A 22,075-nucleotide genomic window follows, 5' to 3' on the forward strand; every position below is an offset into this window, starting at 1 on the left:
GGGTCCTGGCTGTGCCCGCGTAGTGAACTTTCTCCCTCGTGGCGAACCAGTCGAGAACGCCCGGCCACGTCCGGACCGGGCCCAAGCGGGGATAGGACCCATGAAAATTGTTATGGCGATTATCAAGCCATTCAAGCTGGAAGAAGTCCGTGACGCCCTGACCGCCATCGGCGTTCACGGTCTCACGGTGACGGAAGTCAAGGGATATGGCCGCCAGAAGGGCCATACGGAAATCTATCGCGGCGCCGAATATGCCGTGAGCTTCCTGCCCAAGATCAAGATCGAGGTCGCTGTCGCCTCCGACCAGGTCGACAAGACCATCGACGCCATCACGTCCGCCGCGAAAACCGGACAGATCGGCGACGGCAAGATCTTCGTCATCAACCTCGACCACGCGGTGCGCATCCGCACCGGCGAGGCCGATGCCGCGGCCCTTTGATTTCGCGCTCAACCTTTATCCAATCAGGAGTGAATAATATGACGTTCAAGCGTCCCTATGGCGCGGGATTGGCGGCTCTCGCAGTCGGCCTGTTCGCTGCGACCGCAGCCTACGCCGAGCCAACGGTCAACAAGGGAGACAACGCCTGGATGCTGACATCGACAGTGCTGGTGCTGTTGATGACCATCCCCGGCCTCGCGCTGTTCTACGGCGGTCTCGTCCGCTCCAAGAACATGCTCTCCGTCCTGATGCAGGTGTTCTACACCGTCTGCGTCGTCACCGTGATCTGGGCCGTGTACGGCTACAGCCTCACCTTCACCGGCGGTTCCGACTTCATCGGCGGCTTCTCCAAGGCCTTCATGATGGGCGTCACCACCGATACGAAGGCCGCGACCTTCTCGGTCGACGCCAACATCTCGGAGCTCATCTATGTGTGCTTCCAGATGACCTTCGCGGCGATCACGCCCGCTCTCATCGTCGGCGCCTTCGCCGAGCGCATGAAGTTCTCGGCGATCGCCCTGTTCATCCCGCTCTGGGTCACGCTGATCTATTTCCCGATCGCGCACATGGTCTGGTACTGGCAGGGTCCGGACCTGATCCAGGATGCGGCCAAGGCGCTCGCTGCTGCCACTGATGCGGCCGCGAAGACCGCGGCGCAGGCCAAGCTCGACGAGCTCAACGCCGACGCCGGCTGGATCTTCAAGAAGGGCGCGATCGACTTCGCGGGCGGCACCGTGGTGCACATCAACGCCGGCATCGCAGGCCTCATCGGCGCTCTCCTGATCGGCAAGCGCGTCGGCTACGGCAAGGAGCTGATGGCCCCGCACTCGCTGACCATGTCGATGATCGGCGCCTCGCTGCTCTGGGTCGGCTGGTTCGGCTTCAACGCCGGCTCCAACCTGGAAGCCAACGGCGGCGCTGCGCTCGCCATGACCAACTCCTTCGTCGCCACCGCAGCCGCCGCGCTGTCGTGGATGTTCGCGGAGTGGATCATCAAGGGTCACCCGTCGGTGCTCGGCGTCATCTCCGGCGCGGTCGCGGGCCTCGTGGCGGTCACCCCTGCGGCCGGCTACTCCGGCGTCATGGGCGCGATCGTCCTCGGCCTCATCGTCGGCGTAGTCTGCCTGTTCTTCTGCACCGTCGTGAAGAACGCGCTCGGCTACGATGACAGCCTCGACGTGTTCGGCGTGCACTGCGTCGGCGGCATCGTCGGCGCCATCGGCACCGGCATTCTCGTCAACCCCGCCCTCGGTGGCGCTGGCGTCATGGACTACACCGCGATCCCGCCGAAGGTCGGCGACTACGACTTCGCGGCGCAGATGATGTCCCAGATCTGGGGCGTCGGCACCACGCTGGTGTGGTCGGGCATCGGTTCGGCGATCCTCTACAAGGTCGTCGACGTGATCGTTGGCCTGCGGACCAACGTCGAGAGCGAGCGTGAAGGCCTCGACATCACCGAGCACACCGAGCGCGCCTACAACATGTAAGTCTCCTCCCGGGCGCGGTCTCCCCGGAGATCGCGCTCAGAACTACGGTTCGGGCACATACCCGGCAATGCCCTGACCGTTGAGGGGCTCCAGCGCAAGTTGGAGCCCCTTTCTTTTTGGGCGGGGTGCTTTGATTTCGCAGCGAAGAAAAGGATTGCCATTCCGCACCGGCGGCGCAGAAATATCGACCACAAGAAACAATAATCGGGGAGGTCGTCATGCGTTTGGAAGGCGGATGCTATTGCGGCGAAGTGCGCTACGTGGCCGAAGGTGATCCGATGATGCAGGCCCAGTGCCATTGCCGCGAGTGCCAGTACATCTCGGGCGGCGCGCCCAACACCTTCATCGCGATGCCGGTGGCCGGCTTCAGCTACATCCTGGGGCAGCCCAAGCAGTTCACGCGCAAGGATCTCGAACGCGCCGTCACGCGCGAATTCTGCGCCGAATGCGGCACGCATCTGGTGACCAGGGCTCCCGGGCTGCCAGCCGCGATCCTGAAGGTCGGCACGCTGGACGAGCCAAAGCAATTCCAGCCGCAGATGGCGATCTACACCTGCGACATGCAGGAGTTTCATGCGATCCCGGCGGGGATGGCAACGTTCGAGAGGCTGCCGGGGCACTAGCCGCTTGATTTCGCGGGCGCTCGTCATGCCCGGGCTTCTCCCGGGCATCCACGTTCTTGGACGCGAAAGAAACCGTGGATGGCCGGGACAAGCCCGACCATGGCTCCCGGAGTGCCACGCATCCCGTTGTTATCCGGCCTCATTATTCCTGCTCTGGACGGAGGCGGCGGCCGATGGTTAATCGCGTCTTAACCTCGCCCTATCTATGGTGAACTGAACCGCTTCCCGCCGGGGCCTTCGCGCGACCGGCTGTTCCGAGAGTGCTGGCGCCCAGAATGGTCATGACCGCTTCATCCCGTGCGCCACAGGCCAGTGGAAGCTCCGATACCGGACGCTCGCCCTTCGTCCGGCTGAACGAGCTGCTGGCGCCGCATCAACCCGGCAAGCCCTTGATTTCGCTCGCGGTCGGCGAGCCCCAGCATCCGGTGCCTGACTTCGTCGGCCCGGTGCTGGCCAAGCATATCGCCGATTTCGGCCGCTACCCGATGAACCAGGGCACCGAGCCGTTCCGCCAAGCCGCGAGCAGCTGGCTATCGTCGCGCTTCAAGCTGCCGCGGCCGCTCGACCCCAAGGGCGAGATTCTCGTCCTCAATGGCAGCCGCGAAGGGCTGTTCCTCGCCGCGATCGCGGCCGTCCGCTATGTCGGCCCGCGCCCCGGCAAACCGGCGATCCTGATGCCGAATCCGTTCTATCCGGTCTATGGCGCCGGCGCGGGTGCCGCAGCTTGCGAGCCGGTCTATCTGCCGACCACCGTCGAGAACGGCTTCCTGCCTGACCTCGACGCCATCGACGAGGCGACGCTGGCACGCACGGTGGCGTTCTATCTGGCCTCGCCCGCCAATCCGCAGGGCTCGGTCGCCTCGCGTGACTACTTCACGCGGCTGAAGAGCCTCGCCGATCGCTATGGCTTCATGATCCTCAGCGACGAGTGCTATTCGGAGATCTACACCCGCGAAGCACCGGGCAGTGCGCTCGAATGCGCCGGCCCCGATTTCACCCGCGTGGCTGCGTTCCAGTCGTTGTCGAAGCGCTCAAATCTTCCGGGCCTGCGCGTCGGCTTCGCCGCCGGCGACAAGAAGTTCATCGGCATGTTCCTGGAGCTGCGCAACATCGCCGCGCCGCAGGTGCCGGTGCCGCTCCAGCACGTCGCGACCTTTGCCTATGGCGACGAGGCGCATGTCGAGGAGAACCGCAGGCTCTACCGGATCAAGTTCGATCTCGCCGATCAGATCATCGGTAACCGCTACGGCTACCGACGGCCCGACGCCGGCTTTTGCGTCTGGCTCAACACGTCCGAGATCGGTGACGACGTGTCGGTGTGTCTGAAATTGTTCAAGGAAGCAGGCGTGCGCGTGGTGCCCGGCAGCTTTTTGGCGCGGCAGCAGCCCGACGGCTTCAATCCCGGCGCAGGCTACATTCGCCTGGCGCTGGTGCAGGATGGCGAGACCACGGCGCAGGCGTTGCACCGGCTGGTCGAGACTCTGGGTTAGGTGGGGCCCATGAGCATGTCGACAATCGAACGTGTCATTCCACTGGTCGGCCATCTGCCGCCCTCGATCCGCGAGGGGCTGGCTCGGCGCGTGCGCGAGCTCACCGGCTTCGGCCTGATCGCGTTGTCGGGCGTTGCCTCGGCAGCGCTGATGACCTGGTCGGTGCAGGACCCCAGCCTGAGCCACGCGACCTCGAGGCCGATCCGCAACATTCTCGGTTATGCCGGCGCGATCGGCGCCGACCTTGCGATGCAGATCCTCGGGCTCGGCGCCATCATGCTGGTCCTGACCGTCGCGGTCTGGGGCTGGCGCATGATGACCCACCGCCCGTTCGACCGCGAGGCGCTGCGGCTCGGCTCCTGGATTCTCTGCACGGTGATCGCGGCAGGCTTCGTCAGCTGCTGGCCGCATGGCGGCGCATGGCCGCTGCCGACCGGCCTCGGCGGCGTGGTCGGCGATGCGCTCGTGCGCGCGCCCGCAGTGATTTTCGGGCCGGCCGGCACGATCTATCGCGTGGTGCTGGGCACGATCCTGTTCGCCGCGATGGCCGCGACCTTCCTGATCGCATGCGGTCTTGGCGCCCGCGAGCACGACGACGAACTCTCGGAGATCGAGGACGACGACAAGCCGCTCGACGAGGACGAGGAGAACGATCGGCGCTCGGTGTCGCTGGGCTGGCTGTTCCATGCGCTGATGAGCACGAAGGCGCGGCTGATCTGGCTCAGTGGTGCCGCTTACCGCTCGCTGGTCTCGAGCGGCCCGAAGACCAAGGCCGTGGCGTTCAGCCGCCAAGAGCCGAATCTGGGCGGCGGCCGCGCCGCGCCCTCGATCTCGCCGCAGTCCGAGGACGACGAGGATCAGCACGAGGAAGAGGAAGAAGACGAGGAGGAAGAGGAGGAGCCCGCCGCGCGCGCCCCGCGCAAGAAGGCTGCCCCGAAGGCTGCTGCCAAGAAATCCTCCGACAAGTTCGAGCTTCCGTCCGTCTCCGTGCTGGCCGCGCCAAAGGCCGGCGATCGCCAGCCGCTCAGCAAGGCCGAGCTGGAAGCCAATTCCCGTTCACTCGAAGGCGTGCTCCAGGACTTTGGCGTGCGCGGCGAAATCGTCAAAGCCAATCCGGGCCCCGTGGTCACGCTGTACGAGCTGGAGCCGGCGCCCGGCATCAAATCGTCGCGCGTGATCGGGCTCGCCGACGACATCGCGCGGTCGATGAGTGCGCTGTCGGCCCGCGTCGCCGTGGTGCCCGGCCGCAACGCCATCGGCATCGAGCTGCCGAACGCGCATCGCGAAAAGGTCTATTTGCGCGAGCTGCTGATCGCCAAGGAAGCCACCGAAACGGTGGCGAAGCTGCCGCTCTGCCTCGGCAAGACCATCGGCGGCGACCCTGTCATCATCGACCTCGCGCGCACGCCGCACATGCTGATCGCCGGCACCACCGGCTCCGGCAAATCGGTCGCCATCAACACCATGATCCTCAGCCTGGTCTACCGGCTGCGCCCGGACCAGTGCCGCCTGATCATGGTCGATCCGAAGATGCTCGAACTCTCCGTCTATGACGGCATTCCCCATCTGCTCACGCCCGTCGTGACCGACCCGAAGAAGGCGGTGGTCGCGCTGAAATGGGCCGTGCGCGAGATGGAAGAGCGCTACAAGAACATGGCCAAGCTCGGTGTGCGCAACATCGACGGCTACAACACGCGCCTGCTCGAACTAAAAGCCAAGGGCGAAGAGCCGACGCGCACCGTGCATACCGGCTTCGACAAGGAGACCGGCAAGGCGATCTACGAGGAAGAGAAGCTCTCGCTCGATCCGTTGCCCTACATCGTCATCATCGTCGACGAAATGGCCGACCTGATGATGGTCGCCGGCAAGGACATCGAAGGCGCGGTGCAGCGCCTCGCGCAGATGGCGCGCGCCGCCGGCCTGCACGTGATCCTCGCGACGCAGCGTCCGTCGGTCGACGTCATCACCGGCACCATCAAGGCGAACTTCCCGACCCGCATCGCTTTCCAGGTGACGTCCAAGATCGACAGCCGCACCATTCTGGGCGAGATGGGCGCCGAGCAGCTGCTCGGCCAGGGCGACATGCTCTACATGGCGGGCGGCGGCCGCATCAGCCGCGTGCACGGACCCTTCGCCTCCGACGAGGAAGTCGAGAAGGTGGTGCGTCACCTCAAGACGCAGGGCCAGCCGGAATATCTCGAGGCCGTCACGGCCGAAGAGCCCACCGAGGACGAGGACGGCGCGGTGTTCGACGCCACCGGCATGGGTGGCGATGGCGGCGGCGACCTCTTCCAGCAGGCCGTTGCGATCGTCAAACGCGACCGCAAGGCCTCGACCAGCTACATCCAGCGCCGCCTGCAGATCGGCTATAACCGCGCCGCATCCTTGATGGAGCGCATGGAACTGGAAGGCATCGTCGGACCCGCCAACCACGCCGGCAAGCGCGAGATTCTGGTCGAGGAAGAAGACAGCCATATGTGAGGCAGCCGCCTCCAGACATCATTTCACGCGAAATCGTTATCTGCTTTTGCCCGAAATCACGCTAAAAGACGCCCAGCCACATTAGGACGACGCGTTGATCAGACATCCGGACATTCGATTCGCTGCCACCATCGCTGCGCGAGGCGCGCGCGTGGCCGGCGTGCTTCTCGTCACCGCTGCGATGGTGACGGCGTCCTCGTTCGCGCAGAACGTCCCGGTGCCGAAACCCGCGCCGAAGGGCCGCGACGGCGGAGCGTCCGCCGGCGGGCCCGCAGTCACCGGAGCGACTCAGACGCCGCCGAATCCGGTGATCCCGGATCCGCGCCGCAACGTGCCGAGCAGCATCTTCCAGACCTTCGATGCCAACCAGAAGGCGCAGGCGGCCAAGGTCAGCGCCTATCTGTCGTCGCTGTCGACGCTGGTCGGGAATTTCGTCCAGGTCGGTCCCGACGGCAGCAAGACGCAAGGCGATTTCTACATCCAGAAACCTGGCAAGGTGCGCTTCGAATATGACGCACCGAGCCCGATCGACATCGTCGCAGACGGATCCTCGCTGGTGGTGCGCGACCGCAAGCTCGCGACCCAGGACGTCTATCCGCTGTCGCAGACGCCGCTGCGTTTCCTGCTGTCGGATCGCATCGACCTGATGAAGGACACCAATGTCGTTGGCGTCTCAGCCGACGACGTCTTCGTCAGCGTCACCATCGAGGAGAAGCAGGCGCTGGTCGGCACCAGCCGCCTCCTGCTGATGTTCGGCGCCAAGGACGGCCAGTTGAAGCAGTGGACCGTCACCGATCCGCAGGGCTACGACACCACGATCGCGGTCTACAATCTGGACTCGAGCAAGAAGCTCGATCCCGGCATGTTCAAGATCGATTTCACCAATTACGGCCCGGCACCGGGATAGGTCTCGTAGGGTGGGTTAGCGCAGCGTAACCCACCACTTCAGCTACCGCGGTGAAAGACCGTGGTGGGTTACGCCTTCGGCTAACCCACCCTACGAGAGCTCGCTGTGGACAAGCATTTTCCCAGCACTAATCCGTGCTAAGACGCATTTCCCATGCGTTTTTCCCTGACAACCTGGAACATCAATTCGGTGCGGCTGCGCATCGATCTGGTCGCGAAATTCCTCAAGAGCGCGCGGCCGGACGTGCTGTGCCTGCAGGAGACCAAGTGCATCGACGATGCCTTTCCGCTGAAGCGCTTCAAGCGGCTCGGCTACGAGCACGTCGCGCTGAATGGGCAGAAGGGCTATCACGGCGTCGCCGTCGTCTCGAAGATTCCGTTCGAATCGACTGATATCCGCACCTTCTGCGACAAGCTGGATTCGCGTCACATCTCCGTATCGTTCGGCGAGAAGGCCAGTATCGCAAAGCCGCTGGTGGTGCATAATTTCTATGTCCCCGCCGGCGGCGACATTCCCGATCCCGCGCTGAACGAGAAGTTCGACCACAAGCTTCGCTTCCTCGACGAGATGAAGGCGTGCGAGCCGCTGCATCCGCGCGGCGAGGATCGCCACATCCTGGTCGGCGATCTCAACGTCGCCCCGCACGAGAACGACGTGTGGTCGCACAAGCAGCTTCTGAAGGTGGTCTCGCACACGCCGATCGAAACCGAAAAGCTGCAGGCCGCGCTGGCCGCCGGCGAATGGGTCGACGTCGCGCGCGAGCGGATTCCGATGTCGGAAAAAGTCTATACGTGGTGGAGCTACCGCTCCGCCGACTGGACCGTCGGCGATCGCGGCCGCCGGCTCGACCACATCTGGGTCTCGCGCGCGTTGAAGGATGCGGTCAGCGATTTCAGGATTTTGCGCGATGCGCGGAGCTGGGAGCGGCCGTCGGACCATGTGCCTGTCACGGTGACGCTGGAGGTGTAGCGTCCGTCATTCGGGGCGCGACGAAGTCGCGCGCCCCGGAATGACAGCAAGCTCACGACGTCAGCTTCGCACCCGCCATCAGGATATCGCTGGCAATCTGACTTGAGCGCACCGCGAACTCGTCGCGCAGGCGAACCGCGGCGGCGGGGTCGCTTTCGAGCACGCGTTGAAACAGGCTGCGTGCGACGCGGATGACGGAGGAGTGCTCCAGCGCGATCGCGCTCGACGGCCGCTTCATCGGCACCACCAGCGCGAGCTCGCCGATCAACGCGCCGGGACCTGCGATCATCTCGGCGCCGGCGCCGTCATCGACCCGGAAGGCGCCGCGCTGGACCACGAAGCCGGCATCGGCGTCGTCGCCGAGATTGAACAGGGTATCGCCGCGGACGAAGTTACGCTGCTCGGAGCCGATCGCCAGCATGCGCAACGAGGCGTCTCCCAACAGGCGCAATGTCGGGACACGCTCGAGAAGCGCTACGTCGTCGTCAATTGACATTCAGATCCGAGGCTCAAAGGCATGCGATCTAAAACGATTCGCACGCCCTTCGAGCGTATCACGGCACCAGCTTGTAGCCACCGGCTTCCGTGACCAGGATTTCCGGGTTGGCGGCGTCCTTCTCGATCTTCTGGCGGAGGCGGTAGATGTGGGTTTCCAGCGTGTGGGTGGTGACGCCGGAATTATAACCCCAGACCTCCTGGAGCAGGGTCTCGCGCGAAACCGGCATCTGGCCGGCGCGGTAGAGGAAGCGGAGGATGGCGGTCTCCTTCTCCGTCAGCCGCACCTTGCGCGCATTGGCGGCGGTGAGCATCTTGGAGCCGGGCCGGAAGGAGTAGGGGCCGACCGAGAACACCGCGTCCTCGCTGGCCTCGTGCTGGCGCAGCTGGGCGCGGATGCGGGCCAGCAGGACGGCGAAACGAAAGGGCTTTGCCACATAGTCGTTGGCGCCGGATTCGAGCCCCAAAATCGTATCGGAATCGGTGTCGTGCCCGGTCAGCATGATGATCGGGGCCTTGAAGCCGCCCTTGCGCAAGGAGCGGACCACCTCGCGGCCGTCGGTGTCGGGCAGGCCGACATCCATCAGCACGAGATCGGGGGCATTGGCCTTGGCGGCGCTCGCGCCCTTGGCGCCGGTATCGACGGCGGAGGCTTCGAATTCTTCGTGTAGCGATAATTGCTCCACCAACGTGTCGCGCAGATCGGTATCGTCATCCACGATCAGGATCTTGCGGGCATTGGCCATAGGGGGTCATCCTTTTGGGGTCCGGCTCGGCGCGCATCCATGCTGCACCCAGCCGTGAGGGGAAGTTTAGGGGTCGCCGTTATTATTGTTGTTCGTGTTGAAGTAGTGGGCTGTTACCGATTCACAAGCCGGAAGCACTCTAACTCAGAATAGCAGGCCGGTTTGATGAATGTCCTGTAATGAATTCGACATTGCACGTTCACATGAAAAATAAAGCAGCTTCAGTTGGTTACACCAAGAATCGAAGCGCCGGACCGCTCTCTGCGATCCGCGTTAAGCCTGCGGCCGGGAATCCGCGCCGAGGCTGGCTGACGGCGGGATCGCTGACCATACCGGTTGCGCTGGGGCGGGGCGGCATCCTGGCCAACAAGCGCGAGGGCGACGGCGGCACCCCCAGGGGCAGCTTCCGTCCCAAGCGCTTGTGGTGGCGGGGCGACCGGCACAGCCGTCCGCAGAGCTTCCTGCCGGCCCGGATCATCACCGGAGAGGACGCCTGGTGCGAGGATCCCAGGGATCGCCATTACAACCAGGGAATCCGGCTCGACGAGGGGCAGGGCGGTGACCGGCTCAAGCGTGCCGACCATCTCTATGACTTCATCATCGAAATCGACCACAACACGCGACCGCGGGTCGCCGGCCGCGGCAGCGCGGTATTTTTGCACCTGGCCCGCGACAATTTCGGCCCGACCGCGGGCTGCGTCTCCATGACGAAATCTGCGATGCTGCAATTGCTGCGGCGATTGGGACCAAGAACAAGAATCATCATCGGGTGAGGACGTATGCTCGACAGGGATCAGATCGCAGCCGCCTCGCGCGTGCTCGTTCAACATTGGCGCGACGGCACCAAGCTTGACGCGCTGGAGCCGCGGTTGCGGCCACAGAGCCGCACGGAGGGCTACGCCATCCAGGCCGGGCTCGAAACATTGTCGCGCGGGACATTGTTCGGCTGGAAGATCGCGGCCACGAGCGTATCAGGACAGAAGCACATCAATGTCACGGGACCGCTCGCCGGTCGCATCATGAGCGACACCGTGATTGCCGATGGCGGGACTGCGTCGATGAAGGGCAACGAGATGCGCGTCGGCGAACCTGAATTCGCCTTCCGCATGGGACGCGATCTGGCGCCGCGTGCAACGCCCTACAGCGTCGATGAGGTGCTCGCCGCGGTCGACACCTTCCATCCTGCGATCGAGATTCCCGATTCGCGCTTTGCCGATTTCGCTGGAGCGGGCGAGGCGCAGCTGATCGCCGACAATGCCTGCGCGCATCTGTTCGTGCTGGGCGCGGCGACGACTGCGAACTGGCGTGCGATGGATCTCGTCGAGGAGCGGCCCCAGATCACGCTGCGCGGCGAGCGCTGTGTCGGCCACGGTAAGAACGTGCTCGGCGACCCCCGCGCCGCGCTCGCCTGGCTCGCCAATGAGCTGCGCGGGCTTGGACTGACCTTGCGGGCGGGGGAGGTGGTGACCACAGGCACGTGCCATCCGCCGCTGCCGATCGAGGCCGGCGATCATTTCGCGGCGGACTTTGGCGTGCTGGGGAAGGTGTCAGTGGGGTTTGTGTAAGTAGCCTCATGGTCGTCCCTGCGAACGCATGCGTTCGCAGGGACGACAACAACTACCTGTGCCCGAAGATCGCGCTGCCCACGCGTACATGTGTGGCACCCAGCATGATGGCATTGGCGAAATCCGCGCTCATGCCCATCGAGAGATTCGTCAAGCCGTTGCGCGCGGCGATCTTGGCGGTCAGCGCGAAATGCGCCGCCGGCGGCTCGTCGACCGGCGGGATGCACATCAATCCGGAGATCGTCAGCCCATAGGTGTCGCGGCAGCTGGCGAGGAAGGCGTCGGCCTCGCCGGGCGCGATGCCGGCCTTCTGCGGCTCCTCGCCGGTGTTGATCTGGACGAAGAGTTGCGGGTGCTTGTTCTGGGATTCGATTTCCTTGGCTAACGCCTGGCAAATGCTCGGACGGTCGACCGAATGGATCGCGTCGAACAGCGCGACCGCCTCTTTCGCCTTGTTGGATTGCAGCGGTCCGATCAGATGCAGCGCGATGCCCGAGTAAACAGACGTTAACGCAGGCCACTTGCCTTTGGCCTCCTGCACCCGATTCTCGCCGAATACGCGCTGTCCGGCGTCGATAACCGGGGTAATTGCATCTGCGGCGAAAGTCTTGGACACCGCGATCAGCGTCACGGAGGCGCGATCGCGTCGCGCATCCTTGCAGGCGCGGGCGATTTCGGCTTCGACCGCGGCGAGCGCGTTTGGTGAATGGCCGGTTACCGGCGCGGCGTTGGCTTCTGTCATGACGTCGCTTGGCTGTGATCCTGACCGAGGTAAGTCCAATTTTACCGAGTTCAAGAAAGAGTTTTTGAACCCTTCGCTTTACCTTGGCCAACGGGGTGGGTAGCGAAGATGGCAAGAATCAGTCTCAACCGCAAACGAGCGAAACTCAAGCAGGTTCTCGGAATCCGGGCGCGGCTTGCATTGCTCGCGGTGATTCTGGTGGCGCCCTTGATGCTCGAGCGCATCCGTTCGCTCGAAGATACCCGCACCCGGCAGATCGCGCAGGCCACGGTTGAATTCACCACCGTGGCGCGACACAGCGCCGATGCGCAGCGCGAGGTGATCTCGTCGGTCGAGACCATCCTGAAATCGGAGGCCTTTATTCGCGCCTCTGCCGGCGGCGTCAGCAAGAGCTGCGACGTGCTGCGCGCGAGCCTGCCGTCGAACCTGCCCTGGATCCGCACGCTTTTGATCGCGGGCGTAGACGGGCGCATCCAGTGCGCGACGAACAACATGTATGTCGGCCTCGACCTGAGCGACCGGCCCTACTTTCAGCAGGCCCAAACGAGCGGCCGCTTCGTGCTGAGCGATTTCATCCTGTCGCGGCCGATAGTGACGCCCACGGTGATGGCGGTTTATCCGGTGTCCGCCTTCAGCGGCGTCTCCGATGCCGTCGTCCTTGCCACGGTCAATCTCGACTGGATGTCGAAGGTCATGAGCAATCTGGGCGGCCGCGCCGGCATCACCGCCGTGCTGGTGGACAGCGCAGGCACCGTGCTGGCCGCTCCGGCCGATCAGCACAGCGCAGTCGGCCGTCCGCTCGACAACATGCCGCTGATGTCGGCGATCGCCGACAGGGCGCTGCGTTCCGACCAGGATGAAGGCTCACTGTCTTTCCTCGCCGCCGACGGCTCGCGCCGCGCCGTCAGCTACATCCGGATCTCCGGCACCAACGCCCGCCTGATCGCCAGCATCGACGAAGACAAGGTGTCCGCGGCGGTCAACCGCGACATCCGCACCGCCTATCTCCAGCTCGCTTTCGTCGTCGTGTTCGTCCTGCTCGGCGCGCTGATCGCCGCCGAAAAGCTCGTCATCAAGCCGATCGAGATGCTCGTCGACATGGCCAAGCGTCTCGGCGAAGGCGATCTGTCGGCCCGCGCGGCGCGCAATCGCCTGCCGGCCGAGTTCGTGCCGCTCGCCCGCGCGTTCAACGCGATGGCGGCGCAGCTGAGCCAGCGCGAGCGCGAGCTGATAGCGAGCAACGACCGGCTGACGGTGATGGCCTCGATCGACATGCTGTCGGGGCTCGCCAACCGTCGCGGCTTCCAGAGCCGGCTCGACTTCGAGTGGATGCGCGCGCAGCAATATGGCAGCGACCTCGCGCTGCTGATGATCGACGTCGACCATTTCAAGCTGTTCAACGACACCTATGGCCATCTCGAAGGCGATTCCTGCCTGACCAGGCTCGGCGAGTCGCTGTCCGGCATCGCCGCCGACACGATGGGCTTTGCGGCGCGCTATGGCGGCGAGGAATTCTGCCTGCTGCTGCCGAACACCGATGTGAACCGCGCCGTGGAAATCGGCGAGCTGGCCCGCGCGGCCGTGCTGAAGCTGTGCCTGCCGCACATCACCTCAGCCCACATGATCGTTACCGTCTCGATCGGCGTTGCCGCGACGAAGCCGAACGAGGCCTTGCGTCCCGGCGACCTGATCGAAGCCGCCGACGCCGCGCTCTACGCCGCAAAACACCGCGGCCGCAACAATGTCGTCGAGCACGGCGTGCAGGCGATCGAGACCGGCGCCACCGAAATGATGATGGCGGGCTGATCGTCAGCCACGACCAACGTCGTCGTCTCCACCCCTCAACAGGCTATCCCGCAACTCCGGCGCGATCGAGCTCGGTCTCCGTCACCACGCGATTGCGGCCGCTGCTCTTGGCGAGATAGAGCGCGCGATCGCAGCGCTCGACGAGATCGGTGATCGCTTCGCCGGCCCGGTACTGCGCCACGCCGATCGACACGCTGATGCTGGGCAGAACCTCGCCGGTGGAGCGGCGGGTGATCGTGCACTCGGCGAGCGCGTGCCTGATCCGGTCGGCGATCTCGGCACAGGTGGCGAGATCGGCATCCGGCAGCACCGCGATCAGCTCCTCGCCGCCATAGCGGGCCGGCAGGTCCTGCTCGCGAACCTTTTCGCGCAGCACCTTCGCCAACAGGCGCAGCACCTGGTCGCCGACGCCGTGGCCGAAATTGTCGTTGAAAGTCTTGAAGTGGTCGATGTCGAGCATCAGCACGCTGAGCGGCTCGCCCCACGCGGCAGTCGCCTGCGCCTTGCGCAGGAATTCGTCGAGCGCCCGCCGGTTTGCGAGGCCGGTCAGCGTGTCGGTCCGGGCGCGCTCCTCGGACCTCGATAGCGAATCGCGGATCACGTCGAGCTCGCGGGTCTTTTCCGCAAAGCCGGCTTCCAGCCGTGTCGCCCGTGTGGCGGCCCGCGCCAGCTCGTTCATGAGCTGGGCAACCAGCGCCTTCGGATCGACGCCGGCCTTGCCCTGGTCCGCCACCTCGCTGATGACCTGCATCTGCGAATGATTGTCGGCGATCGCGGTCGCCAGAAACTCCTTCGCGGCCCCCATGAGCGCCTGCAGCCGCTCGGACGTGTCGACCACGGCGGCACTCACCTGGGGCGCGACATAGGTCTTGAACAGGTCCTGATTGGTTCGGGCGTCGAAAGGACGATTGTGGTCGATCAGAAGATCGATCGCGTTGCGCAGATCCTCATGGCCGTCCCCGAAATACAGGAACCAGACGGCAAAATTGGCCGGGGTCGGCGCAATCCGCTGTTCGGCCATGCTCCGCATCGCCCGTCCGGCAATGGACGCGGCATAGTCGTAATCGGGCTCGTCGAAGCTGGAATCCATCGCACTCATGCGGTCTCGTCGGGCCGCAAATTGGCATTGACCCCTTAATCACACCCCAACGCCGACCTTCGTAGTTATGCGGAGGCCCCGGCAAAGTTCCAAACTGCGGCAACCCATTGACCCCCTAAGGACTTCTATGGCCTAGTCCGCCGTCTTGAGACGGCCGAACCCACGAAAACCCCAACGATTCCATGACCTCCGAACGCTATAACGCCCGCGACGCCGAACCGCGCTGGCAACGCCTCTGGGACGAACAGGCGATCTTCGTCTCCAAGAACGACGATTCGCGGCCGAAATACTATGTGCTCGAGATGTTCCCCTACCCGTCCGGGCGCATCCATATCGGCCATGTTCGGAATTATACGCTCGGCGACGTGCTGGCCCGCTTCATGCGCGCCAAGGGGTTCAACGTGCTGCATCCGATGGGCTGGGACGCTTTCGGCCTGCCGGCCGAGAATGCCGCGATTGAGCGCAAGGTCGCGCCGAAAGCCTGGACCTACGACAACATCGCCGCGATGAAAAAGCAGCTCCGCTCGATCGGGCTGTCGCTGGACTGGTCACGCGAATTCGCGACCTGCGACCCCAGCTACTACAAGCATCAGCAGAAGATGTTCCTGGACATGCTCGGCGCCGGCCTCGCCGAGCGTGAGAAGCGCAAGCTCAACTGGGATCCGGTCGACATGACCGTGCTCGCCAACGAGCAGGTGATCGACGGCCGCGGCTGGCGTTCCGGCGCCGTTGTCGAACAACGGGAAATGAGCCAGTGGGTCTTCAAGATCACGAAGTACTCGCAAGAGCTGCTGTCCGCGCTCGATGGGCTCGATCGCTGGCCCGACAAGGTCCGGCTGATGCAGCGCAACTGGATCGGCCGCTCGGAAGGGCTGCTGGTTCGCTTCGCGCTGGATCAGGCGACGACGCCCGCCGGCGAGAGCGAGCTGAAGATCTTCACGACGCGCCCGGACACGCTGTTCGGCGCAAAGTTCATGGCGATCTCGGCAGATCATCCGCTGGCGCAGGCGGCCGCCGCGAAGAACCCCGAGCTTGCGGAGTTCATTGCCGACATCAAGAAGATCGGCACCGCGCAATCGATCATCGACACCGCGGAGAAGCAGGGCTTTGACACCGGCATCCGCGCGGTGCACCCGTTCGATCCGAATTGGAAGCTGCCGGTCTATGTCGCCAATTTCGTGCTGATGGAATACGGCACCGGCGCGATCTTCGGCTGCCCGGCGCATGACCAGCGCGACCTCGACTTCGTCAACAAGTACAATCTCGGCAACACGCCGGTGGTGTGCCCCGAGGGCCAGGATCCGAAGTCGTTCGTCATCACCGACACCGCCTATGACGGTGACGGCCGCATGATCAATTCGCGCTTCCTCGACGGCATGACCATCGAGCAGGCCAAGGACGAGGTCGCAAAACGTCTGGAAAGCGAGCAGCGCGGCAACGCGCCGGTCGGCGAGCGCCAGGTGAATTTCCGCCTGCGCGACTGGGGCATTTCGCGCCAGCGCTATTGGGGCTGCCCGATTCCCGTCATCCACTGCCCGAAATGCGATGTGGTGCCGGTCCCGGATGCCGATTTGCCGGTGACGCTGCCTGACGATGCGACCTTCGACAAGCCGGGCAACGCGCTCGACCATCACCCGACCTGGAAGCATGTCACCTGCCCCAAATGCGGGGCCAAGGCTCAGCGCGAAACCGACACCATGGACACCTTCGTGGATTCGTCCTGGTACTTTGCGCGCTTCACCGATCCCTGGAACGAGACCGCTCCGACGACGCCTGCCGTCGCCAACCGGATGCTGCCGGTCGACCAATATATCGGTGGCGTCGAGCACGCGATCCTGCATCTGCTCTACAGCCGCTTCTTCACCCGCGCGATGAAGGCGACCGGGCACATCGCGCTGGACGAGCCGTTCGCCGGCATGTTCACGCAAGGCATGGTGGTGCACGAGACCTACCAGAAGGCCGACGGCACCTATGTGCAGCCGGCCGAGGTCAAGGTCGAGGTCGGCGGCAACGGCCGGCGCGCGACGCTGCTGACGTCGGGCGAAGACATCCAGATCGGCCCGATCGAGAAGATGTCGAAATCGAAGAAGAACACGGTCGATCCCGACGACATCATCGAGACCTACGGCGCCGATGTCGCCCGCTGGTTCATGCTGTCGGATTCACCGCCCGACCGCGACGTGATCTGGAGCGACGAGCGCGTCCAGGGTGCCTCGCGCTTCGTGCAGCGGCTGTGGCGGCTGGTGAACGATTCCATCGAACTCGGCAAAGCCGCGCCGGCGGCCCGGCCGGCCAGCTTCGGCCCGGACGCGACCGCCTTGCGCAAGGCCGCCCATGGTGCGCTCGACAAGGTCACCACCGGAATCGAACGGCTGCACTTCAACGTCTGCCTGGCCCATATCCGCGAATTCGCCAATACCTTCTCGGAGATCTTGCAGCGACCCGGCCAGCCCGCCCCTGATTTGACCTGGGCGATCCGCGAAGCCGGTCAGATCCTGGTCCAGCTGTTCTCCCCGATGATGCCGCACCTTGCCGAAGAGTGCTGGCAGGCTCTGGGCCAGAGCGGGCTGGTTTCCGAGGCCCATTGGCCGCAAATCGAACGCGATTTGCTGGTTGAAGACAGCGTGACCCTCGTGGTCCAGGTCAACGGCAAGAAGCGGGGTGACGTCACAGTTGCAACAGCGGCCCAGAATCCGGAAATCGAGGCTGCCGTTTTGGCTCTCGATGCGGTAAAACTGGCCCTGGACGGCAAGCCCGTCCGCAAGGTGATCATCGTCCCCAAGAGGATCGTAAATGTTGTCGGCTAGGATCCGCATCGCAGCCCGCTTGCTGGCGGTCGCCGCATTGGCGGCGCTGACGGCTGGTTGCTTCCAGCCGATGTATGCCGAGCGTGGCGACGGCACCCCCGGCCTGCGCGAGAAACTGATGGGGGTCGAGCTCCCGCCGATCGCCAAGCCCAATGCCTCCCGCGAGGCCCGTGTCGGTGTCGAAGTCCGCAATGCTCTCGCCTTCAAGCTCTACGGCACCGCGACGGGAATGCCGCCGACCCATCGGCTGGACATCCGCTTCACCTCCAGCCGTTCTTCGCTGATCGTCAGCGCCACGACGGGATTGCCGACCAGCGAAAACCTCGGCATCGACGCCCAGTACAATCTGATCGAGGTCGCGACCGGTAAGTCGGTGATGACCGGCACCACGTTCTCGCGCGTGTCCTATGACATGCCAGGGTCCTATCAGCGCTTCTCCCGCACCCGCGCCGTGCGCGACGCGGAGGATCGTGCCGCCAACGAGATCGCTGAGAACATCACCACCCGCCTCGCCTCGTTCTTCACCGCAGGCACCTGATTATTCCCGTCATTCGGGGCTCGCGAAGCGAGAACTACGGTGCGCAATTGCGCACCTGAGAATCTCGATTCCCAACCTCTGGATTCCGGGTTCGCGCTTCGCGCGCCCCGGAATGACAAGGTAACAGGCAACATGGTCGCGCTGCGTGGAAAAGAGATCGACGCCTTCCTCGCCCGCCCCGATGCGGGCCGCCCGATCATCCTGCTCTACGGTCCCGATGCCGGCCTGGTGCGCGAGCGCGCCGATGCGCTGATCGCCTCTGCCGTCGATGATCCCAACGATCCGTTCTCGCTAGTCAGGCTCGACGGTGACGAGCTCTCCGCCGAGCCCTCGCGCCTCGTCGACGAGGCCATGACGGTGCCGCTGTTCGGCGGTCGCCGCGCCATCCGCATTCGCGCCGGCTCGCGCAGCTTTGCCAGCGGCATCGATACGCTGGCGGAGATGTCGGTGAAAGATTGCCGCGTCGTAATCGAGGCCGGCGAGCTGCGCCCGGAATCGCCGCTGCGAAAAGCCTGCGAGAAGGCCAAGGCCGCGGTAGCGATCGGCTGCTATCCCGACACCGAGCGCGACCTTGCCAAGCTGATGGATGACGAATTGCGCATCGCAAATTTGCGCATCGCGCAGGACGCCCGCGCGGCGCTGATGTCGTTCCTCGGCGGCGACCGCCAGGCCTCGCGCAACGAGCTGCGCAAGCTGACGCTCTACGCCCACGGCAAAGGCGAGGTCACGCTGGACGACGTGATGGCCGTGGTCGCTGATGCGTCCGAGCTCAAGCTCGACCCGATCGTCGACGGGGCCTTTGCCGGACGGCCCGACATCGTCGAGACCGAATTCGCAAAGGCCATGATCGCCGGCACCTATCCCGGCGTGATCATCTCCGCCGCGCAGCGTCAGGCTGCGTGGCTGCACAAATCGGCGCTCGCAATCGCCGACGGCCAGCCTGCCTCCGCCGTGCTCGACGGCGGCTATCCGCGCCTGCATTTTTCACGTAAGCCCGCGGTCGAAACGGCGCTGCGAAATTTCAGCGTGGCGCGGCTCGCCGCCATCATCGAGCAGCTCGCGACCGCGGCGCTCGACACCCGCAAGCAATCCACGCTAGCCGCCGCCATCGCCCAGCGGACATTGATGGCGATCGCCGCGAACGCGAAGCGGCGGGGCTGAGCCACGCTGTCATCCCCGCGAACGCGGGGATCCATAACCACAGGAAGTCGTTTGGCGAAGACTTGCGGTCCGGTACTGCGCGCCCGGTCCGATCGATAAATCACGCGGTATGGGTCCCCGCGTTCGCGGGGATGACAGCGAGGGCTTGGCCTACAGCACGCCCTTCGCCAGCCGCTTCATCACTTCGTCGAGCTGATCGAGGTTGCTGTAGCTGATCTGGACCGAGCCGCCGGGGTCGCGGTGATTGACGGTGACCTTGAGGCCGAGCGCGTCGCTGACGCGCTTTTCGAGATCGATCGTGTCGGGGTCCTTTTCCTTGCCGCCGGTGGCGCGCGCCTTTTGCGGCTTGCGCTCCGGTACGCCCTCTTCATGCGCGAGCGCTTCGGCCTGGCGGACGTTGAGGCCCTCCTCGACGATGCGCTTGGCGGCGGCGAGCGGATCGGGCACGCCGATCAGCGCGCGGGCGTGGCCTGCGGTCAGCTCACCGGTCGCGATGAAGGCCTGCACCTCGGCCGGCAGCTTCGTCAGCCGCATCATGTTGGCGACGTGGCTGCGGCTCTTGCCGACGACCTTTGCGATGTCGTCCTGGCTGCGTTTGAACTCGTTGGCGAGCGCATGATAGCCCTGCGCCTCTTCCATCGGGTTGAGGTCCTCGCGCTGCACGTTCTCGACGATCGCGAACTCCAGCGCGTCGCTGTCGCTGATGTCGACCGGGACGATCGGCACTTCGTGCAGGCCGGCCATCTGCGAGGCGCGCCAGCGCCGTTCGCCGGCGATGATCTCAAAGCGGTCCTGTGCGCCCTTCACCGGACGCACCACGATCGGCTGGATCACGCCGTGCTGCCTGATCGACTCGCTGAGCTCCTTCAGCTCGGTGTCCGAAAAGGTGCGGCGCGGATTGCGCGGATTGGCCTTGATGAACTCGATCGGCACCTTGCGCTGCGCGCGCGGCCGATCGACATGCTGAGCCTCGCCGCCGACGTCACCGATCAGACTTGCAAGACCCCGGCCCAATCGCGAACGCGCTTCGTCGGCCATCGCCAGCTCCCTTGGATTCACGGTGCAGCACTCCAGAACTGAATTTCGAATCGTAGAATCTTGGGGTGGGCAAAGCGAAGCGTGCCCACCGATCGTGTGTGGAAGACGGTGGGCACGGCGAAGACGCCTTTGCCCACCCTACGGCCTCGTCAATGCGTGACGCGCAGCTCGCGCTCGCGCTGAATCACTTCGGTGGCGAGCCGCAAATAGGCTTCGCTGCCGACGCATTTGAGATCGTAGACCAGCACCGGCTTGCCGTAGGACGGCGCTTCCGAGATGCGCACGTTGCGCGGGATCATGGTCTTGTAGACCTTCTCGCCCATGAACTGCCGGACGTCGGCGACGACCTGGTTGGAGAGGTTGTTGCGCGAGTCGAACATGGTCAGCACGATGCCGTGGATCGACAGGTTCGGATTGAGCGTCGAGCGCACCTGCTCCACGGTCTGCAGCAATTGCGACAGACCTTCGAGCGCGAAGAACTCGCACTGCAGCGGCACCAGGATCGCGTCCGACGCCGCCATCGCGTTCACCGTGAGCAGGTTGAGCGAGGGCGGGCAGTCGATCAGCACATAGGTGTAGTCGGCATCCGGCGAGACGTTGTTGTTGAGCGCACCGATGGCGTCGCGCAGCTTGAAGGCGCGGCCAGGCGTGGTGCCGAGCTCGAGCTCGAGGCCGGAGAGATCCATGGTCGAGGGCGCGATGTGCAGCCGCGGCACCGCGGTCGAGACCACGGCCTCGCGCAGCGGGGCTTCACCAATCAGCACGTCATAGGTCGAGCATGAGCGGTTGCGGCGATCGATGCCGAGGCCGGTCGAGGCGTTGCCCTGCGGATCGAGATCGACGATCAGGACACGCTCGCCGATCGCGGCGAGTGCGGTGCCAAGATTAATCGCTGTGGTTGTTTTCCCCACACCGCCCTTCTGATTCGCCAGCGCCAGGATGCGCGGATGGCCATGCGGCACCTCGCTGGTCGGTTCTTGGGTCTGCTCTTGCTGCGGCTCGTCAATCACGGTCATCGAATTTCCCCACTCAACCCCTGAGCGCCTCAGCTGCGCCGTTCGGCGGCATCGAGCTCCACGATCCAGCCGTCACCCGTGCGGCTTTGGTGGAGTCGAGGCTCGATATTCCAATATTTAGCGGCTTCGGTCAATTCAGCCTCTACATCTTGACCCTTGAGAAATAACGCCTTTGCGCCTTGGCGCATCAGCGGCTCCGCAAAGCCGATGAGTTGATGTAGCGGAGCCAGCGCACGGGCGGTGACGCAATCGACGGGGCCGGTGATTCTATCCACATTATCCCCGATCTCAGCGAGATGTACGACTCCCGGAGATGTGGTGACGCGAACCGCTTCGCGCAGGAACGCCGCCTTCTTGGCGATTCGCTCGACGAGATGAATGCTCGCACCCGGCGTCCCGGCCATGGCGCAGGCCAGGACGACGCCGGGGAAGCCGCCGCCACTGCCGAGGTCGGCCCAGCGCTTTGCAGCGGGCGCGAGATCGACGAGCTGGAGCGAGTCGGCGATGTGCCGGGTCCAGAGGTTTGGCAGGGTCGAGGGCGCGACCAGATTGGTCTTGGCCTGCCACTCCCGCAGCAGCGCGATGTAGCGATCGAGCCGGGCTTCCGTTTCATGTGAAACGGGCGCGAGCTTGAGCGCCTCACGCTTGTCGGCAGCGATGACGGAA

Annotated in this window: 20 protein-coding genes; 13 read left to right on the forward strand and 7 right to left on the reverse strand. The window is 64.6% G+C overall.

Annotated features, from left to right (window positions below; genetic code table 11):
- Nucleotides 1-100: 100 nt before the first annotated feature.
- The 7 genes from XI04_RS28835 to xth all read left to right on the forward strand — a co-directional run bounded on the left by XI04_RS28835 (nucleotide 101) and on the right by xth (nucleotide 8,396).
- Entirely contained in the window at nucleotides 101-439 is a 339-nt protein-coding gene (locus XI04_RS28835) for a P-II family nitrogen regulator (protein ID WP_008142813.1), read from the forward strand.
- 38 nt (nucleotides 440-477) lie between these two features.
- Nucleotides 478-1,926 carry an ammonium transporter gene (locus XI04_RS28840; protein ID WP_104461929.1) on the forward strand — a complete coding sequence of 483 codons (1,449 nt, stop codon included), beginning with the start codon at nucleotides 478-480 and terminating at the stop codon, nucleotides 1,924-1,926.
- A gap of 218 nt (nucleotides 1,927-2,144) precedes the next feature.
- A complete protein-coding gene (locus XI04_RS28845) occupies nucleotides 2,145-2,549 on the forward strand; it encodes a GFA family protein (RefSeq protein ID WP_271610594.1) in 405 nt (134 codons plus the stop codon).
- 275 nt (nucleotides 2,550-2,824) lie between these two features.
- Entirely contained in the window at nucleotides 2,825-4,039 is a 1,215-nt protein-coding gene (locus XI04_RS28850) for an aminotransferase class I/II-fold pyridoxal phosphate-dependent enzyme (protein ID WP_271610593.1), read from the forward strand.
- Nucleotides 4,040-4,048: 9 nt separating this feature from the next.
- On the forward strand, nucleotides 4,049-6,520 hold the full coding sequence (locus XI04_RS28855; protein WP_271610592.1) for a DNA translocase FtsK: 2,472 nt from the start codon (nucleotides 4,049-4,051) through the stop codon (nucleotides 6,518-6,520).
- A 151-nt stretch (nucleotides 6,521-6,671) separates the two neighbouring features.
- The gene (locus XI04_RS28860; RefSeq protein ID WP_095424570.1) at nucleotides 6,672-7,427 is read left to right on the forward strand and encodes an outer membrane lipoprotein carrier protein LolA; all 756 of its coding nucleotides are present in this window, start codon (nucleotides 6,672-6,674) and stop codon (nucleotides 7,425-7,427) included.
- 153 nt (nucleotides 7,428-7,580) lie between these two features.
- Nucleotides 7,581-8,396 carry an exodeoxyribonuclease III gene (gene xth / locus XI04_RS28865; protein WP_271610591.1) on the forward strand — a complete coding sequence of 272 codons (816 nt, stop codon included), beginning with the start codon at nucleotides 7,581-7,583 and terminating at the stop codon, nucleotides 8,394-8,396.
- A gap of 52 nt (nucleotides 8,397-8,448) precedes the next feature.
- Here the strand turns inward: xth and XI04_RS28870 are convergent, their stop codons facing one another.
- Together XI04_RS28870 and XI04_RS28875 are read right to left on the reverse strand one after the other, a co-directional pair.
- On the reverse strand, nucleotides 8,449-8,892 hold the full coding sequence (locus XI04_RS28870; RefSeq protein ID WP_018323556.1) for a cyclic nucleotide-binding domain-containing protein: 444 nt from the start codon (nucleotides 8,890-8,892) through the stop codon (nucleotides 8,449-8,451).
- Between the two features lie 58 nt (nucleotides 8,893-8,950).
- Nucleotides 8,951-9,637, reverse strand: a complete 687-nt coding sequence (locus XI04_RS28875) for a response regulator transcription factor (RefSeq protein ID WP_007598630.1) — start codon at nucleotides 9,635-9,637, stop codon at nucleotides 8,951-8,953.
- A gap of 203 nt (nucleotides 9,638-9,840) precedes the next feature.
- Between XI04_RS28875 and XI04_RS28880 the strand changes: the two genes are divergently transcribed.
- Nucleotides 9,841-10,410 (forward strand): L,D-transpeptidase family protein, encoded by a 570-nt coding sequence (locus XI04_RS28880; protein WP_028139364.1) that lies wholly within the window; start codon nucleotides 9,841-9,843, stop codon nucleotides 10,408-10,410.
- A 6-nt stretch (nucleotides 10,411-10,416) separates the two neighbouring features.
- The gene (locus XI04_RS28885; protein WP_097668239.1) at nucleotides 10,417-11,202 is read left to right on the forward strand and encodes a 2-keto-4-pentenoate hydratase; all 786 of its coding nucleotides are present in this window, start codon (nucleotides 10,417-10,419) and stop codon (nucleotides 11,200-11,202) included.
- Between the two features lie 52 nt (nucleotides 11,203-11,254).
- On the opposite strand, the gene XI04_RS28890 is transcribed toward XI04_RS28885, so the two are convergent.
- Nucleotides 11,255-11,944, reverse strand: a complete 690-nt coding sequence (locus XI04_RS28890) for a YggS family pyridoxal phosphate-dependent enzyme (RefSeq protein ID WP_028139366.1) — start codon at nucleotides 11,942-11,944, stop codon at nucleotides 11,255-11,257.
- Between the two features lie 108 nt (nucleotides 11,945-12,052).
- Here XI04_RS28890 and XI04_RS28895 point away from each other — a divergent pair, with 108 nt between their 5' ends.
- Nucleotides 12,053-13,750: a diguanylate cyclase domain-containing protein gene (locus XI04_RS28895; RefSeq protein ID WP_271610589.1), complete on the forward strand. Its 1,698-nt coding sequence runs from the start codon at nucleotides 12,053-12,055 to the stop codon at nucleotides 13,748-13,750.
- A 43-nt stretch (nucleotides 13,751-13,793) separates the two neighbouring features.
- Here XI04_RS28895 and XI04_RS28900 read toward each other — a convergent pair whose 3' ends face one another.
- Nucleotides 13,794-14,840, reverse strand: a complete 1,047-nt coding sequence (locus XI04_RS28900; RefSeq protein WP_179879877.1) for a GGDEF domain-containing protein — start codon at nucleotides 14,838-14,840, stop codon at nucleotides 13,794-13,796.
- A 191-nt stretch (nucleotides 14,841-15,031) separates the two neighbouring features.
- On the opposite strand from XI04_RS28900, the gene leuS reads away from it, so the two are divergent.
- From leuS to holA, 3 genes are all read left to right on the forward strand, one after another.
- Nucleotides 15,032-17,656, forward strand: coding sequence for a leucine--tRNA ligase (leuS, locus tag XI04_RS28905; protein ID WP_271610588.1), 2,625 nt, complete (start codon nucleotides 15,032-15,034; stop codon nucleotides 17,654-17,656).
- Complete coding sequence (gene lptE / locus XI04_RS28910) at nucleotides 17,643-18,194, forward strand: LPS assembly lipoprotein LptE (protein ID WP_018323549.1); 552 nt, start codon at nucleotides 17,643-17,645, stop codon at nucleotides 18,192-18,194. Before leuS ends, lptE begins: the two co-directional genes overlap by 14 nt.
- A 132-nt stretch (nucleotides 18,195-18,326) precedes the next feature.
- Nucleotides 18,327-19,355, forward strand: coding sequence for a DNA polymerase III subunit delta (gene holA / locus XI04_RS28915; protein ID WP_028139370.1), 1,029 nt, complete (start codon nucleotides 18,327-18,329; stop codon nucleotides 19,353-19,355).
- Nucleotides 19,356-19,505: 150 nt separating this feature from the next.
- On the opposite strand, the gene XI04_RS28920 is transcribed toward holA, so the two are convergent.
- The 3 genes from XI04_RS28920 to rsmG form a co-directional block, all read right to left on the reverse strand.
- Nucleotides 19,506-20,393, reverse strand: coding sequence for a ParB/RepB/Spo0J family partition protein (locus XI04_RS28920; RefSeq protein WP_028139371.1), 888 nt, complete (start codon nucleotides 20,391-20,393; stop codon nucleotides 19,506-19,508).
- Between the two features lie 149 nt (nucleotides 20,394-20,542).
- Nucleotides 20,543-21,409, reverse strand: coding sequence for a ParA family protein (locus XI04_RS28925; RefSeq protein WP_091965364.1), 867 nt, complete (start codon nucleotides 21,407-21,409; stop codon nucleotides 20,543-20,545).
- 29 nt (nucleotides 21,410-21,438) lie between these two features.
- Nucleotides 21,439-22,068 carry a 16S rRNA (guanine(527)-N(7))-methyltransferase RsmG gene (gene rsmG, locus XI04_RS28930; RefSeq protein WP_370157267.1) on the reverse strand — a complete coding sequence of 210 codons (630 nt, stop codon included), beginning with the start codon at nucleotides 22,066-22,068 and terminating at the stop codon, nucleotides 21,439-21,441.
- Between the last annotated feature and the right edge of the window lie 7 nt (nucleotides 22,069-22,075).

The organism is Bradyrhizobium sp. CCBAU 11430, assembly GCF_028128855.1.
Classification (GTDB): Bacteria; Pseudomonadota; Alphaproteobacteria; order Rhizobiales; family Xanthobacteraceae; genus Bradyrhizobium; species Bradyrhizobium ottawaense.